General features: G+C 40.6%; 12 protein-coding genes. 9 read left to right on the top strand and 3 right to left on the bottom strand.

Features of this window, described 5'->3' with window-relative positions; translation table 11 throughout:
- Positions 1–563 precede the first annotated feature (563 nt).
- The 4 genes from L5L97_RS14000 to L5L97_RS13985 all read left to right on the top strand — a co-directional run bounded on the left by L5L97_RS14000 (position 564) and on the right by L5L97_RS13985 (position 9,423).
- On the top strand, positions 564–1,784 hold the full coding sequence (locus L5L97_RS14000; RefSeq protein ID WP_263182440.1) for an EAL and HDOD domain-containing protein: 1,221 nt from the start codon (positions 564–566) through the stop codon (positions 1,782–1,784).
- A gap of 32 nt (positions 1,785–1,816) precedes the next feature.
- Positions 1,817–4,486: a hybrid sensor histidine kinase/response regulator gene (locus L5L97_RS13995; RefSeq protein WP_263182438.1), complete on the top strand. Its 2,670-nt coding sequence runs from the start codon at positions 1,817–1,819 to the stop codon at positions 4,484–4,486.
- Positions 4,479–5,729 carry a response regulator gene (locus L5L97_RS13990; RefSeq protein ID WP_263182437.1) on the top strand — a complete coding sequence of 417 codons (1,251 nt, stop codon included), beginning with the start codon at positions 4,479–4,481 and terminating at the stop codon, positions 5,727–5,729. Before L5L97_RS13995 ends, L5L97_RS13990 begins: the two co-directional genes overlap by 8 nt.
- A gap of 586 nt (positions 5,730–6,315) precedes the next feature.
- Entirely contained in the window at positions 6,316–9,423 is a 3,108-nt protein-coding gene (locus L5L97_RS13985) for an EAL domain-containing protein (protein WP_263182435.1), read from the top strand.
- A gap of 160 nt (positions 9,424–9,583) precedes the next feature.
- Here the strand turns inward: L5L97_RS13985 and arsH are convergent, their stop codons facing one another.
- The 3 genes from arsH to L5L97_RS13970 form a co-directional block, all read right to left on the bottom strand.
- Positions 9,584–10,285, bottom strand: coding sequence for an arsenical resistance protein ArsH (gene arsH / locus L5L97_RS13980; RefSeq protein WP_173248745.1), 702 nt, complete (start codon positions 10,283–10,285; stop codon positions 9,584–9,586).
- 17 nt (positions 10,286–10,302) lie between these two features.
- The gene (arsC, locus tag L5L97_RS13975) at positions 10,303–10,737 is read right to left on the bottom strand and encodes a glutaredoxin-dependent arsenate reductase (protein WP_263182487.1); all 435 of its coding nucleotides are present in this window, start codon (positions 10,735–10,737) and stop codon (positions 10,303–10,305) included.
- An 87-nt stretch (positions 10,738–10,824) separates the two neighbouring features.
- On the bottom strand, positions 10,825–12,108 hold the full coding sequence (locus L5L97_RS13970; protein ID WP_263182433.1) for an arsenic transporter: 1,284 nt from the start codon (positions 12,106–12,108) through the stop codon (positions 10,825–10,827).
- Between the two features lie 357 nt (positions 12,109–12,465).
- Here L5L97_RS13970 and L5L97_RS13965 point away from each other — a divergent pair, with 357 nt between their 5' ends.
- The 5 genes from L5L97_RS13965 to arsJ all read left to right on the top strand — a co-directional run bounded on the left by L5L97_RS13965 (position 12,466) and on the right by arsJ (position 16,364).
- Positions 12,466–12,813, top strand: a complete 348-nt coding sequence (locus L5L97_RS13965) for a metalloregulator ArsR/SmtB family transcription factor (protein ID WP_263178906.1) — start codon at positions 12,466–12,468, stop codon at positions 12,811–12,813.
- Positions 12,814–12,903: 90 nt separating this feature from the next.
- On the top strand, positions 12,904–13,902 hold the full coding sequence (locus tag L5L97_RS13960; RefSeq protein WP_263182432.1) for a permease: 999 nt from the start codon (positions 12,904–12,906) through the stop codon (positions 13,900–13,902).
- 11 nt (positions 13,903–13,913) lie between these two features.
- Positions 13,914–14,027, top strand: a complete 114-nt coding sequence (locus L5L97_RS22965; RefSeq protein WP_212600613.1) for a thioredoxin family protein — start codon at positions 13,914–13,916, stop codon at positions 14,025–14,027.
- A gap of 64 nt (positions 14,028–14,091) precedes the next feature.
- Entirely contained in the window at positions 14,092–15,108 is a 1,017-nt protein-coding gene (locus L5L97_RS13955) for an ArsJ-associated glyceraldehyde-3-phosphate dehydrogenase (RefSeq protein ID WP_263182431.1), read from the top strand.
- A gap of 5 nt (positions 15,109–15,113) precedes the next feature.
- Positions 15,114–16,364, top strand: coding sequence for an organoarsenical effux MFS transporter ArsJ (gene arsJ / locus L5L97_RS13950; RefSeq protein WP_263182430.1), 1,251 nt, complete (start codon positions 15,114–15,116; stop codon positions 16,362–16,364).
- The last annotated feature ends 279 nt before the right edge of the window (positions 16,365–16,643 follow it).

Here is a 16,643-nt window from a genome sequence, read left to right as displayed (position 1 = left end):
GTTATCAAGCTAGCTCAAAATTGTGTTCATCACCTGCTTATGTTGCCCGTTTATGTGGATAACGACACTACACGGGCTCAGCCTCGCATCAAATCCAGTCAAATCGTTGTGACATCCTCGCCTGCAAACCCTAGTGCGGTAAGTTCTTCATCTAGTATCACTGCTATGTAATGACGCCATTAACTGGCAATAAGCCAATAAGTCCATTATGTCTAAAAGGATTAATAATAGATTTTTTCAGTTTTAAGTGTTCTTTTTATTCATTTTATTGTGTTGCGGAATACTAGAATTGCGGTTAATTTAATACTTAATTTTTATGGATAAACAAGATAATCATACCTAAAAATAGGTATTTATGTCTTGGGAATATTTTTTTAAATATTCACCTAAATTAAACATAAATCTGAGATTTAAACCGGATTTAACCATTACCTATGCTAATTTATAGTCTAGGCTAGAAAAGTGCAGTTGAAAGATGGTGCACCTAGGTCTAGACTGAAAAATTAAAGGACTGATTCACTAATGATTATAAAGTTAAGTGACCTAAAGGGAAGAGGTGAACTATGCGCTTTTATATGGCAAGACAGCCTATACTGAATAGAAATAAAAACGTTGTTGCTTATGAGTTGCTCTTTAGAAATAGCCGGGATAACTATTTTCCACAGGGTATTACAGACAATGTTGCTACAGCTAAAGTGTTTGTAAATAGTTATTTAAGTATGGATCTAGAGGATTTAACCGAAGGGAAGCCTGCATTCATTAATTTTCCATCTCATTTCTTGCGAGACCATTTATTATACATGTTTCCATACAAGAATATTATTGTTGAGGTATTGGAAACTGTTAGCCCAAGCGAAGATAACTTTATTTTAATTAAAGAGTTATTTAACTTGGGTTATTATCTTGCTTTAGATGATTTTGTTTATTCTCCTGAGTGGGAACGTTTTTTTCCTTTTTTTAAACTTATAAAAATTGATATAATGTCAACGCCTTTGGATAGTGTTTCTCATCTGTTCCCTAAATTTAGACAGTATAATTTAAAGTTACTTGCAGAGAAAGTTGAAACATTGGAAGAGTATAGGCTAGCTAAGTCACTAGGTTTTGATTATTTTCAAGGTTATTATTTTTATAAGCCAGAACTCATAGAGGGAAGTGAAATAGGTGCTACACAACATTTTGTTATGTCTATTTACAATGAGGTTTTTAAGTCTGATTTTAGTTATAAAAAACTTGAACATTATTTTACTCAAGACTTAGATCTTACCTATAAATTACTAAGGTATGTCAATTCAAGTCAGTTTGATCATGTGAATGAATTTACCTCAATTAAGCAGACTATGATTTTTTTAGGTGAAAATAAACTTCGTAAGTTTGTAAGTCTCATTATTTTGGCTGAACTTAACCCCAATAAACCAGTTGTGTTAATTAATAATACTATAATCAGGGCTCGGTTATGTGAAGAGTTAATATCATTAATGGGATTTCCTTTGTTGAAAGAGTCAGCATTTTTGACTGGATTATTATCTACTTTAGATGCCATTTTAGATAAACCGATGAACAGAGCGATAGAGCCGCTTCCTCTTGAACAGCAAATAAAGCGTGCTTTACTTAATAATCATGGATACCTAGCTCATTGTTTACAACTTACTCTGGCGTATATGGAAGGTGATTGGGTTACTGTCGATTATTTCATTGATAATTATAATATTGATCCTGAGAGGCTCATCTCAGCGTGTGATAAAGTGTATAGCTGGTTTAATCAGTATAAAAATTCAGTTCAGTAGTAATGAATGCTAGTTTGCAATAAGGATATGCGATGATGAATGGTATTGATTTAGACTTGTTTGATTCTTGTGCATTTATGCTATCACCTGAGGGGGAGTGGTTAGGTGAGAATCAAATTTTTTCAAATAATATTTTTTTAAAAAGTTCCAAGGAAAAAATCATTCAGCATTTTGAAAAACTTAAACAGAATATCACGCCTAATGAATGCTTAATGATAGGAAGTAACTGTTTAAAGTTTAGCCTATTAAAGATGGTCAATAAAAATTTTATTGTTCTCTGTGTTGTAGAACATGATGCGCCAATAACAAAAAGTTTCGAGTATAGCCAATTTAGGTGTGAGAATCCTGCGGGTGATGACTCTAGATATCAGCAAATTGCTTCAGACGGTGTTCTTGTCATAAATGTTCTTGGCAATATTGATTTTATTGGTGGCGGGGTTAAATACTTTTTTCCATATTTACATTTTGATAATTATATTGGTAGGTCATTTTTTAGTTTAATTCAAGATATTGTTATCTATGAGATTGTTGGTAGAAATAATTATAGAATTATGAAGTGGTTTAGATATAAATGTGCAACTAATAAAAACATATGTCTATCTTTTAAAACTAAATCAGGGTTGTATTTTGAGTATAGAGATTTCTTCCTTGATGATGGAACTCGGTTTGGGTTAATTATAGATGAATCTAAACGATATGAGAAAGAAAAAGTATTAATAGAGAAATGTTCAGAGCTGGAACAATTGAATAGTTTTCAAAGTGATTTTATTGCCACTCTAGGTCACGAGATTAGAACACCATTAAATGCAGTGCTAGGCTTAATTGAGCTCAGTTTAGGTAATGTAAGGGCACAGGATAAGAAGTTATTATCTGTCGCATTCAGCACTTCAAAACAAGTTCTATTACTCATTAATAGTATGTTGGATTTTAAAAAGACAAATGAGAGTAGTGCAGATGTTAAAAATGACTCGGTAGATGTTAGGTTGTTAGGCGAATCTGTTGTTGATGCGTTTAGCCTTCAAGCAGATAAAAAAGACATTAATTTAGACTTTTTTATGCCATTAAATTTTAATCGCAGGGTTATTTGTGATGAAGTTAAACTAAATCAAGTTATCTATAATTTAATCTCCAATTCAATTAAGTTTTCCAATAAAATTGACTCGTCGATTCTATTAGAAGTCGAAGTTCTGGAACAGTCATTCGAAAATGTAAAACTAAAGTTTTCTGTTATTGATAATGGTATCGGTTTAACTGAAGAGGAACAATCAAAAGTGTTCGGTAAGTATGAGCAGGCATCATCAAATTCTTACCGTCAGTATGGTGGTGTTGGCTTAGGACTATACATAAGTAAAAGTATATGTCGTTCAATGGGAAGTGATCTTCAGGTTATTAGTCGTATCGGTGATGGTAGCGTTTTCTTTTTTGTTATTGATTTTGCTTTAGATAGTCACTTTACGGCGCATGATGTAAGCGGCTCCTATCGTTCTGATATTGATGCTTCAGTAACAGCATATACTAATAGTTCGATTTTTCACGAATCAGTTTCAAGATATTCCAAAGAGCTTGATTTCGAGTTGCTATATTTACCAAGTAATGAATTACTGGAATTTGAAACTGAAAGCTCAATACTTTTTATTGACTTGAATCAAAATGATATTATCTCAAAGAATGAATTTGTAACTAGTATTTTTACAAGAAAAGAAAGAGTTGCAGAGTTGAGGAGAGTGTCACTTTCTAAGTCTAACTCCGACTACGAAGTGATTTCATATCCACCACTCAGAATTCAATCAGTAACTGATTTCATTAATGTTAAAAATTATTTGAATATTATTGACGAGCAGGCTTCGGATAGTGCTGATTATAGTAATATTAGTGTGTTAGTTATTGATGATTGTCAAGAAAACTTATTTGTCATCGAAAAGCAGTTATTATCTGTTGGAGTCCTAGTTTCCTGTGTTCAAGATCCGATGCAAGCAATTGAGCTTTTTAAGACAAATAAATTTAATGTCGTTATTTCTGATGTGATAATGCCAAATATATCGGGCTCAGACCTCATTGGCGTCATTAGAGAAGTTGAAGGATATCGGGAATTAGCGCCATCGATTATTGTGATGTTGACCGCTGATAATGGCGACATATGTAAAGATGAATGTTTGCAGGCTGGAGCAAATCGCGTACTTGTAAAGCCTCTGACGTTGAATGATTTGATTGGCCTTTTAGATGAAGTAAAACTCATTTTGTCAAATAATACAAGTTTAAAAAAGTCTACAGTTAAAGCAGATAATACTTCTTTTGATAATAGTTTTTTCTGTTGTGATGAAACACCGCAGGAATTAGTAGACATCTTACAGATAGTCAACTTGTCAGATATATATAATTTTGTAGGTGAAGATATAAGCGATGAAGAGTTATCTATTTTTTTAGAGCAATATTACAGTAATTTACTTGTTAAGCGTGAAGCATTAAGGTCTGCAATTGTGGATAATGATCTTCGTATTATTACTGCAATTAGCCATACCCTTAAAAGTAATTCTCTTTACATAGGAGCAAAAAAATTAAATTTATCTTGCCAAGAACTAGAGCGTGTGTCGCGTAACAATGCTATTGATTACAAAGTTATCTTAAAATGTTGGCAAGAGGTTGATGATGATTTATTTGCGTTAATTGAGTTTTTTATGCAAAGGAGTAATGCTAGTGGATAGAGTCAATTTTGAGCATATCGTTCTCTATACGAACGACCAAGATAATGATAGATTATTGATAAGTGTTCTAATTCGTCACTTTTCTCGTATTCATGTGATTAAAACGAATGCTGAGCTTGTTGAGCAAATCAAACAATCAACCCCAAAAGTGATTCTTGTTGCTGCTGAAACTTTACAAGAAACTTTACTTATTTATTACGAAGCCATAGAGGAGTTGCAGGCTGTAGAAATATGTGAGCATGCCGTTGTTTCTCTTATTCCAAAACATCAAGAAAGAGAAGCGTACGAGGCTTATCGTAGTGGTGTGATTAATGATTATTTAATCGCTAGGCCAATGTATGAAGTGCATAGAGCAATTATAATATGTACACATTTATTGCGGGAAATTGGGTTGAGAGGAAAATATAAAAAAGTAGAAGAGTTTGTAAATGTACAAGATAACTACTCTTCGCATATCAAGGAGATTGTCCTTAAAGGTGTTCAGCGCAAGAAGGATTTAGAACATAGCTTTGAATTAAGTTTGATTGAAATCGAGCAATCATTAGATAAGGCAGAAGCGCACCTTGCAAGTAATAGAACCGCTGAGTTAGATCTGGCTTCATTGAAGAAGATATTATCATTTATTCGTTCTAATGAAATTAGACCAGCTTTGTTGAAACTGCAAAGTAAGGCGTTGCACTTACTTGAACTTGTTGTTACTGATGTATCAAATGTGGCGACGGTCGCAGAAGCCCCTTTGCCAGAACAGGAGCATATTGAGGTTAGCAACAAGGCAGCTCCAACCGTGCCTGATACTAAATACACGTATAATCGATTGTATTCGGAGTCAAAAAATTCTCTTGTATCAGTTGAAGTTCCTATAGTACCAAAGATGTTAATTGTTGAGGATGATCACATTAGTTTGAATTTAACTATTATGCTTCTTAGAACGTATGCCATTGAACTTGATACATCATTGTCTGGACGTATGGCGTTAGATTTACTTTCTAAGAAAAAATATGACGTTATTTTAATGGACATAAATCTTCCTGATACTAATGGGTTTTATATTATTAACCACATTAATAAGTCTAATGGCATAAATGCAATTACGCCCATTGTTATGTTGACTGGGAATAAAAATAAGTCATCAGTTCAGCAGGCAATAGCTGCAGGAGCTAAAGGTTACATTATCAAACCGCTATATAAGGATTCAATAATCAAGCTTTTTAGGAAGTATGATATTCCATTGCATTTGCGATAGTTCTATAGACAGGGGTTTTAATGATACTTGTATGTTTTTCTTTTAGTCTCACAGGTATGGGCTTATATCCTTACCCGTAATATCTACCTTTTTAGGTATTTAAATTATGGTTTTTTTATGTTTTGTAGGTAGAGGCTTTATGTCAGCATGGCTGATTCAGCACTCATCTTATTGGTGTGTTAGAAATGCGATGTGGTGACTGAGTTCCTAATGATTTACGCCGGGGATTTTAGATTTTCATCGCACTGTGAGCCAGATATGCTGTGCATTTACTTAGAAAATTTACTGTAAATTAGCAATATACGGCGTTCTATCGTTAATGATTGAACGCTCAATAATCATTTTTAGATACTGTTTGCAGTTTAATATCTGATAGCTATATTTTAGGCATGTATTTGATTTGCATTTTTATGTTGTACATTGTTCTTTCGGGTTTTTATTAGATTATACTGATGTTTTTTAAGTTATAGTCTTTAGCTTGAATATGATGTTCATCTGTGGAATGACCACCTATTGTTGGCTGGCGTTAGTGCCAATCATAGATCAAGGGAGTCGTTTTGATGGCGCTAGTTGTGATGGAGTTAGGATGGTTGACAATACTGGACATAATCATAAATCTCGGACTCAATATATTATTTTAGCTGTGGCTATTTATGCACTTGCGGCGCTTGGATGGATCTTTTTATCCGATCAATTGTTGCTTGTATTTACGGACACAGAAACTGTGTTTCGCTTATCCCTCGCGAAAGGTTTTTTCTTTGTATTTACCAGTGCCTTTATCCTACTTTTTGTTCTGAATGCCGTTCCTGACCGTCATAATGCTCCATCGGGTAATTTGCTAGAAATAACCTTTGCTCGCTCTGTAGCGATAAGTAATATCTCATGGCTTAAATACATTGCGATATTGAGTTTTACGCTGATAACGCTATGGTTTGCCAATTCACTTTCAGCTGAGCAGCACCAGCGTTTACTATTGCTGATTTTTATGTTGCCCATTTCATTAAGCGCTATTGGTGGCGGATTCGCCCCCGGATTAGTCGCGACATGTCTCTCTGTTCTGTGTGTCTATTATCTTCATCCAACCGCCAATAGCCTCGATAATATTCATTCTGTCGATTGGTTACAGCTTATTAGTCTAAGTGTTTACGGCATAGTGATCAGTGCACTGAGCGGCTATTTACGTGCCTCATTACAGAAATTGGATGTGAATCATCAACTGCTCGATTCTGTGGTTTCTCAAACAACCGATGGTATTTTTGTGAAGGATTTGGCGGGGCGTTATATCTTGGTCAACCAAGGTGCTGCTACCTTTGTCGGCAAGAGTATGAGTGACATCTTGGGCAAAGATGACACTGATATTTTTGATGCTGACTCTATTGATATTATCCAAGAAAAAGATCGCACTGTATTAGTGTCCGGAATGGTCACCACACATAAAGAGTATTTACATATTCAGGGTGAAGCAGCCATTTTTCAAGTGACCAAAGGTCCTGTGTTTGACGCTCAAGGTGCAATTTGTGGCTTATTTGGAATAGCAAGGGATGTCACGACTCAAGAAAAAAATGCTGAACATTTACTCATTAGTGAGTTGGGATTAAAACAAGCACAACAATTATCAGGGATTGGCAGTTGGGAGTGGGATTTAGTTACTGATTCGCATACTTGGTCTGAACAGGTTTTTGTGATTTATGGCTTGCCATATAAAGAAGCCGCCCCTTCGATAGAACAAGTGCAGAAATTATTTACTCCTGAGAGTTGGCAAGCGTTAAGTACGCTGGTGATGCGATGTGTGCATACGGGAGAAGAGTATGAATGCGAAGCTGAGTTGCTAGATCCTAATCGTGCCCATCGTTGGATTATGGCTAGGGGTCAAGCACAGCGTGATCCGCACGGTAAGATATTTAAATTGCACGGTACAGTGCAAGATATTACCCATGCGCGACAGCTTCAACAACAACTAGCGGCTCAAACAGCACAATTGCAAAGGGTTATTCAAGGTTCTGAACAAGGATTCTGGGACTGGAATGCTGTTACTGGAGAAGTGCAAATCAGCCCAAGATTTGAAGCCATTTTGGGATATCAAGCTGGCGAGATGAAGCTGACGGTTAATAATTGGCGTCAATATGTGTATGTCGAAGATGTGCAAAATATAGAGCAACAGGTTCTACAGCATCTCATCCATAAAACAAGCAGTATAGAGTTGGAAGTGCGCTGCATTAAAAAGACTGGCGAGCTGTGCTGGATATTGTGTAAGGGGCGGGTCGTTGAAGAGGATAGTCAAGGTCGAGCGTTGATGATTTCGGGAACCCAAGCCGATATCACGTTATTAAAGACCCATGAGACTGAGTTAGATCGCGTGGCAAATTATGATGCACTTACAGGATTACCAAATCGTCGCTTACTTTTAGACCGTTTTCAGCAAATGATTGCCCATGTTCAACGTAATGGCAGTCTCTGTGCCGTGTGTTTTATGGACCTTGACGGGTTTAAGGTGATCAATGATCGTTATGGCCATGAGGTTGGTGACCAACTGTTGATCGCGATTGCAAATAATGTGTCTGTGGTGATTCGGCAGCAAGATACGTTGGCCCGGGTAGGAGGCGATGAGTTCGTTATCTTATTTGAGATGATGTCTGAGGAAGAATGTACTCAAGTACTATTACGAATACTGGCGGCGGTCGATCAGCCGATATTAATCGGTGATTTAAATCTTTGTTTAACGGCTTGTATTGGCGTGAGTTTGTATCCAGAGGATAACGTTGACCCCGACATTTTATTGCGCCATGCCGACCAAGCCATGTATATGGCAAAATCGGCAGGTAAGAATCGTTTCCAAATGTTTGATCCTGACATTGATCGTAACATTATTGCTCGGAGAACTTGGTTAGAAGAACTTAAGTCAGCTTTTGAACGTCATGAATTTGTGATGTTTTACCAACCAAAAGTGAATCTCGCTACCGGTAAAATTATTGGTGCGGAAGCCTTAATTCGTTGGCGTCATCCACTGCGAGGTATAGTCGGTCCGAGTGAGTTTTTACCGGATATTGCAGGCAGTGATCTTGAAATTGCTTTAGGTGAATGGGTTATCAATACTGCAGTAGCACAATGGCAGAATTGGCAACAGAGTGGTCGCCCGATAGCAGTAAGTATTAACGTAAGCGCTCGGCAGCTATTGGCTGAACACTTTAGCGCGTTCTTAAAATCGACGTTAATGCAATATCCCGATTTGACGGCCTCGGATCTAGAATTGGAAATTTTAGAGAGTGCCGCCATTGAAGATATGACATTGGCAATTGAGATCCTTCAGGAATGTAAGCGTTTGGGTGTCCATTTTTCCCTAGATGATTTTGGTACAGGTTATTCGTCGTTAACGTATTTACGCCAATTACCCATATCGACGATAAAAATTGATCAGAGTTTTGTGCGAGGTATGCTCGATAGCGAAGATGATTGGCGTATCGTGGAGGGTGTTATCCGCTTAGCGTCAGTATTTAATCTTAATGTGATTGCTGAAGGTGTTGAAACCATTGCCCATGGTAAGAGTTTAGCTGAATTGGGCTGCCAATTGTGCCAAGGCTATGGTATTGCTCGGCCTATGCCTGTAGAGGAGTTTGCTCTTTGGTACGACGAATGGCCATCGCAATATCAACAGATTAAAAATGAATTCAAGCAAATGGACGAATTGCATCGTTAATAGCAAGTTACAGAGAGTTTTTCGCTGGCTTTAAGGATTTAGGTGCTCACTCGTGTATTTGGAATGTATTTATTTGGCGTGATGGTTCTTAGTTATGGAGTAAAAGTTGGCGCAGGGCTAATCTTTTGCTCCATAGTCGAGAATACTTTTAGTGTTTAATCTATATTTCTTTTTGATTTACTCGGGTTGATAGCTCTGAAGCGCTTTCTTTGCGTTCGCTATATCGGTTTGTGAGGAAATTAACATTGCCCCTCAGGAGTAAAGTGAATTTCATCAATTCCTCCATAACATCAACTACACGATCGTAGTAAGGCGAAGGCTTCATTCGGCCTGCCTCGTCAAACTCTAACCAAGCTTTTGCGATTGAAGACTGGTTGGGTATGGTGAACATGCGCATCCATCGACCCAATATACGCATTTGGTTTAGTGTGTTGAAGGACTGTGAACCACCACTCACCTGCATTATTGCTAATGTCTTACCTTGTGAAGGCCGGACAGCACCTTCAGCCAAAGGGATCCAATCGATTTGGGCTTTCATAATACTGGTCATCGCACCGTGGCGTTCTGGTGAACACCACACCATACCTTCGCACCAACGTACCATTTCTCTTAGTTCCATGACTTTGGGATGACTGTCAGGCGCATCATCAGGAAGTGGAAGTCCAGAAGGGTTAAAAATACGCACCTCTGCGCCCATGTGTGTTAATAGTCGAGCGGCTTCTTCCGTCGTCAGTCGGCTATAGGAGCGTTCTCGTACTGAGCCATAAAGCATCAGTATTCTAGGCGGATGGGTTAGAGGAGTTAGATTAAAACAGTCCATATCCATGTTATTAACCATTAATTCTTGTTTGAGCGCTGGCATATCGTGGTTTAGTGGTTTCATGTGCGAACTCTTTGTCCCTGTTCATTAATGATGATTTCGCCATCTTCTTTGGTGAAAGGGCCTTGTTGTGCTTTGGTCAAAATATCAAGCACTGTCTCAGATGGGCGACAGAGTTTTGTGCCTCGCGGCGTAACGACGATAGGACGGTTAATTAAAATGGGATAAGTCAGCATAAAGTTAACCAGTTCTTCATCAGTAAATGTGACTTCAGAAAGTCCTAGTCGTTCAAATGGTTCAACATTGTTACGTAGCAATGAACGCACAGATATTTTCATCTCATTAATTAGCTTAAGTAATTCATCGCGGGAGGGTGGCGTTTCTAAGTAGTGGATGATTTGGGGTTCGACTCCACTATTACGGATCAATGCTAAAGTGTTGCGCGATGTACCACAGGCTGGATTGTGGTAAATCTTAATGCTGTCATCAATCATATTAGTCATAACATGTCTCTGATAAATAATTGCTTATAAATTGATCCATAGGCACTAAACAGATGCTCTAGTGCCCATGGACGAAGATTAGAAGGAGAGGCGCAGCGCCAGTGCCGCTAGGGTGACAAATAGCACTGGTAGCGTCATCACAATGCCGACGCGGAAATAATAACCCCAGGTAATATTAATATTTTTCTGCGCCAGTACATGCAGCCATAGCAGGGTTGCTAAACTGCCGATGGGGGTGATTTTAGGACCTAAATCGCTACCAATCACGTTAGCGTAAATCATGGCTTCTTTAATCACGCCGGTGGCATTGCTACCGTCTATCGACAGGGCGCCAATTAACACTGTTGGCATGTTGTTCATGATGGATGATAAAAAGGCGACCAAGAAGCCTGTGCCCATAGTGGCAGCCCAAAGCCCTTGTTCAGCCAAACTATTTAATACGCTTGATAGGTAATCGGTTAAGCCTGCGTTGCGAAGACCATAAACAACCAAATACATGCCGAGTGAAAAGATCACTATCTGCCAGGGCGCGCCGCGCAGTACCTTAGTGGTATCTATGGCATGGCCTTTTTTCGCGACAATAAACAGGATCAGGGCACCCACGGCAGCGACTAAACTCACGGGCACACCGAGGGGTTCTAAGCCAAAAAAGCCCACCAAGAGTAAGACTAATACGCCCCAACCGGTTTTAAAGGTGTTGAGGTCGCGAATGGCGGCCTTAGGTTCGCGTAGTTTTTGCAAGTCGTAGGTCGCGGGAATATCTTTGCGAAAAAACAGATGCAGCATGACTAAGGTGGCACTAATAGCTGCAATATCGACGGGCACCATCACAGAGGCGTATTCGTTAAAACCTATATTGAAGAAGTCCGCCGAAACAATATTGACTAGGTTAGAGACAATTAACGGCAAACTTGCGGTATCGGCAATAAAACCCGCCGCCATCACAAAGGCTAAGGTTGCTCCGGCGCTAAAGCCCAGAGCCAGTAACATCGCAATTACGATCGGGGTGAGGATCAACGCCGCGCCATCATTGGCAAACAATGCGGCAACAGTCGCGCCGAGTAACACTATGTAAGTAAAGAGTAAACGGCCACGACCTTTGCCCCAACGGGCCACATGTAGCGCGGCCCATTCGAAAAATCCCGACTCATCTAATAATAAACTGATGACGATCACGGCAATAAAGGTGGCGGTCGCATTCCAGACAATATTCCATACCACAGGAATATCCCCTAAGTGCACCACACCCAGTAGTAGGGCCAATACGGCGCCCAAGGTAGCACTCCAACCTATGCCTAACCCCTTAGGTTGCCAAATTACTAACACTATGGTGAGAACAAAAATTGCCCCTGCTAACCACATACAAGCTCCTAAAAGGGCAGAGACTGTCTACCCGTAATCATAAAATAATGCCCTCACCTAACTATATTGTCGGTGGGTTTGAATGATTTTTTATATGTGAATTTTCGTATGTATCTTAGTGTTGAACACTATACTCAAACACCATTTTGACTAATGCATGATACTTAAGGTGATCTTATATACGGATATTTACATATATGAAAATTCGTATATATTGTACAAGGTCTTTCCAAAAGATCCATAGCCATGAAAAACGAGTGTTGTTTCTTACCGCTCACAGCTTGCTGTTTGAATGAACCTTTAGGAAAGTTAACAAAAGGATCAAAATGTTTGTATTAGTTCAGTCTAAGGGCATCAATGATTAATCCAACCCAGTTTTTTAAATGTTTAGCCGATGAAACCCGCTTGCGTTGCATGATGTTGATCCAGCAAGAGGGAGAGCTCTGTGTCTGTGAATTGACCGAGGCATTGCAAGAGACCCAGCCTAAGATTTCGCGACATTTGGCCCAATTACGTAAATGCGGTTTATTAGTTGATCGCCGTCAGGGGCAATGGGTTTTCTATCGTATCAATAATGACTTACCCGAATGGAGTCAGTTAGTGCTGAGTGAAGTTACCAACCAAAACACTGTATTCCTTGAAGAAAATATGCGTAATTTGTGTAAGATGGGCGGGCGTCCTGACCGTGCTAAAGCTTGCTGCTAGAAGACTAGCTGCAAAAATTTAACCTCAAATATACGTTTTTTCATATATTTACGTGTCTAAAGTTTTGCTTAATATTAAGGTGGCGTAACAATGCTGCAAATATTTTCAGATTTAGCGGGCTGGTTAACTTTTGATTTGATGGGTTTAGAGCCCAATACTAAGCTCGCCGACGCCATCCATTTTTTTATTGAAGATACCACTAAGATTTTTGCGCTCCTGTTGCTGATGATTTATGGCATCGCTTTGGTGCGGGCCTCGCTCAATGTCGAGCGGGTTCGGGATTACTTGGCGGGTAAAAATCGTTTTGTCGGTTACGTTATGGGATCGGGTTTTGGCGCTGTTACCCCATTCTGCTCATGTTCGAGCATTCCTGTTTTTTTAGGTTTCACTTCCGCGGGGATCCCCGTTGGGATCACTATGGCATTTCTGATCACTTCGCCGTTAATTAATGAAGTCGCCGTACTGTTGCTTGTGAGTCTGCTGGGCTGGCAGTTCACTGTGATCTACGTGCTAGTCGGCATGTCAGTGGGTATGTTGGCGGGGGCATTTTTGGACTCGATTCGCGCTGAGCGTTGGCTGCAGTCCTTTGCCGCCAAAGCACTCGAACAAGGTCAGGCGCAAGCAAGTCACGATAATAGCGAGGGTATGACATCAACATCCATGACGTTAACCGAGCGACATGAGTTTGCGAAAGACGAGACCCTAGAGATTTTTGGCCGAGTGTGGAAATGGGTCATTATTGGGGTTGGGCTTGGCGCCGCACTCCATGGATTTGTGCCTGACGGTTGGATCGAAGCCCACTTAGGCGATGGTCAATGGTGGTCGGTTCCTGTGGCGGTATTGATTGGTATTCCTCTGTATTCCAATGCCACAGGGGTTATCCCTATCATGGAGAGCCTTATCACTAATGGCTTGCCCGTAGGGACGACATTGGCATTTTGTATGTCTACGGTTGCCGCCAGTTTTCCCGAGTTCATTTTGCTCAAGCAGGTGATGCAATGGCGTTTGCTGGCCATCGTTTTTGCCATTTTATTGATTTCATTCACCTTAATCGGTTGGATCTTTAACGCTATAGGTCCCGTTCTGTGAGAATTATAAAAATGTTAAACATCAAAGCATTAGGTAGTGGATGCGCTAAATGCACTAAAACCGCTGAGATCATTACCGCCATTGCCAACGAGAAGGGCATTAGCGCGGCTATATCGAACAGATAACGCTTTAATCTTAAACAAATAATATAAAACACCTAATATAAAACTGAGTGGGAAGGATGCAGGTATGACAATCAAAATCGGGATAAATGGCTTTGGCCGTATGGGACGTTTAGCATTGCGCGCTGCTTGGGGCTGGGAAGAGGTTGAGTTTGTGCAGATTAATGATCCCGCAGGGGATGCGGCGACCTTAGCCCATTTGCTGACATTCGACTCTGTGCATGGTCGCTGGCAGTACGAGGCCAATGCCGATGGCGATGGCGATGACATCATTATCGATGGCAAGTGTATTCGCTGTACACGCAATAAAACCATCGCCGAAACCGATTGGTCCGCCTGCGATGTGGTGATTGAAGCCTCGGGTAAGATGAAAACCAAAGAAGTGCTGCAAGCTTATTTAGATCAAGGCGTTAAACGTGTTGTGGTCACAGCGCCCGTTAAAGAAGAGGGCGTGTTAAACGTTGTCATGGGGGTGAATCATCAACTCTATGACAAAGCTATTCATCCTATTGTAACCGCGGCCTCCTGTACCACTAACTGTTTGGCGCCAATCGTCAAAGTGATCCACGAAAACCTCGGCATAGTGCATGGTTCCATGACAACCATTCATGATATTACCAACACTCAAACTATTTTAGATGCACCGCATAAAGATCTCCGCCGTGCGCGGGCCTGTGGTTTAAGCCTAATCCCTACGACAACAGGCTCTGCGACGGCTATTACCCATATTTTCCCTGAACTCAAAGGTAAGCTTAACGGCCATGCGGTGCGGGTGCCATTAGCGAACGCCTCATTAACCGATTGTGTGTTCGAGGTGAGTCGCAAAACGACCGAAGCTGAGGTCAATCGCCTGTTAAAAGAAGCGGCAGACGGACCGCTAAAAGGCATTTTAGGTTATGAGGAACGTCCATTAGTCTCGGTCGATTATAAAACCGATCCGCGTTCGAGCATTATCGATGCGCTATCGACCATGATTATCAATGGCACTCAGGTCAAACTCTACGCTTGGTATGACAACGAGTGGGGTTATGCCAATCGCACCGTCGAACTGGCCCGCATGGTCGGTCTGATGGATAAGGCATAAGCTTTATGGCTAAGCTGACAGGGTTCTTGTCTAACATATCACCCGAGATCCGCCAGTATCTGGTGGTTACAGGCAACTATTGGGCATTCACGCTCACCGATGGCGCATTACGTATGTTAGTGGTGCTCTATTTTCATGGCTTAGGTTATAGCCCGCTACAAATTGCCATGCTATTCCTCTTCTATGAAATCTTTGGGGTGGTAACGAACTTAGTCGGCGGCTGGCTCGGGGCGCGTTTAGGCTTAAATAAGACCATGAATGTAGGCCTATTTATGCAGATTGTCGCCCTTAGCATGCTGCTTGTGCCTAGCAGTATGCTTACGGTTGCTTGGGTGATGGCGGCGCAGGCCTTGTCGGGTATTGCTAAAGATCTCAATAAAATGAGCGCTAAAAGCAGTATCAAGTTGTTGGTGCCCAATGATGCTCAGGGTGAGCTGTATAAGTGGGTTGCCATGCTCACTGGCTCCAAAAATGCGCTAAAGGGCGCGGGGTTCTTCTTGGGCGGTGCCTTGCTGACCCTGTTTGGATTCCAGCTGGCCGTGTTAGGTATGGCAATTGTCCTATTGCTGGTGTGGATTTTTAGTCTGTTAAGTTTGCAGCGCGATTTAGGTAAAGCCAAAAAAAAACCTAAGTTCACGGAAATTTTCTCTAAGAGTCCGGCGGTAAACACGCTTTCTGCCGCACGCATGTTTTTATTTGGTGCGCGGGATGTGTGGTTTGTGGTGGCTTTACCCGTTTATTTGGCCTCAACCTTTGGTTGGGATCATTGGTATGTCGGCGGTTTTCTCGCACTCTGGGTGATAGGTTATGGCATAGTGCAAGGCTTCGCACCTCGCTTGACGGGGACAAAGTCGGCGAGCCAAAACAAGGTTCCCGATGGACGTAGCGCCTTAGGTTGGGCGGCGATATTGAGCATAGTGCCGGCAGGCATTGCGCTGGCGATAAGTTATGACTTCCATGCTGCGAATATACTGATTTGGGGATTGATGCTGTTTGGCGCCTTATTCGCGATCAACTCTTCATTACACAGCTATCTTATCGTCAGTTATGCGGATGAAGATGGCGTATCGTTAGATGTGGGTTTTTACTACATGGCTAATGCTATGGGGCGTTTGATTGGGACTGTGTTGTCTGGCTGGGTGTATCAAGTGTATGGCATGGCGGCTTGTCTGTGGATATCGGCGGCATTTATTGCGCTCGCAGCACTTATCTCAATCAAACTGCCTCGGCATAAAGCGATATCAGATGGTGCTTAATACTTACCTATGTTACCCCTGAGTTGTTGCGGTTGTTTTTATTCAATGCCCACCAAAGTATGGTGGGTATTTTAATCACTCTGATGTTAACTGAAGTTTTTTGATTTTGAGCAAACAACTCTCTATACTCCGGCCTGTTTTATACACGTCATTATGTCGCTATTCCCAATAGCACAACTATTTTTAATGCAGTCAAATTTGAGTTGGCTCATATAAGTGAGGTTATTTTTCGGTGATGAGCATTAAGCCGCATTAGTTTAATCCTTCCTTCTTGGATCG

This window comes from Shewanella sp. SM71 (assembly GCF_025653905.1).
Taxonomy (GTDB): Bacteria; Pseudomonadota; Gammaproteobacteria; order Enterobacterales; family Shewanellaceae; genus Shewanella; species Shewanella oncorhynchi.
Note: the sequence above shows the minus strand (reverse complement) of the source record. Positions and strands in the feature narration are given on the sequence as shown.

Coding starts and splice junctions, on each gene's coding strand:
- L5L97_RS13960 (WP_263182432.1), top strand. CDS start 12,904: ATGCTGCAAATATTTTCAGATTTAGCGGGCTGGTTAACTTTTGATTTG.
- arsH (WP_173248745.1), bottom strand. CDS start 10,285: ATGCCAGCGCTCAAACAAGAATTAATGGTTAATAACATGGATATGGAC.
- arsC (WP_263182487.1), bottom strand. CDS start 10,737: ATGATTGATGACAGCATTAAGATTTACCACAATCCAGCCTGTGGTACA.
- L5L97_RS13970 (WP_263182433.1), bottom strand. CDS start 12,108: ATGTGGTTAGCAGGGGCAATTTTTGTTCTCACCATAGTGTTAGTAATT.
- L5L97_RS14000 (WP_263182440.1), top strand. CDS start 564: ATGCGCTTTTATATGGCAAGACAGCCTATACTGAATAGAAATAAAAAC.
- L5L97_RS22965 (WP_212600613.1), top strand. CDS start 13,914: ATGTTAAACATCAAAGCATTAGGTAGTGGATGCGCTAAATGCACTAAA.
- L5L97_RS13955 (WP_263182431.1), top strand. CDS start 14,092: ATGACAATCAAAATCGGGATAAATGGCTTTGGCCGTATGGGACGTTTA.
- L5L97_RS13995 (WP_263182438.1), top strand. CDS start 1,817: ATGATGAATGGTATTGATTTAGACTTGTTTGATTCTTGTGCATTTATG.
- L5L97_RS13965 (WP_263178906.1), top strand. CDS start 12,466: ATGATTAATCCAACCCAGTTTTTTAAATGTTTAGCCGATGAAACCCGC.
- arsJ (WP_263182430.1), top strand. CDS start 15,114: ATGGCTAAGCTGACAGGGTTCTTGTCTAACATATCACCCGAGATCCGC.
- L5L97_RS13985 (WP_263182435.1), top strand. CDS start 6,316: ATGGTTGACAATACTGGACATAATCATAAATCTCGGACTCAATATATT.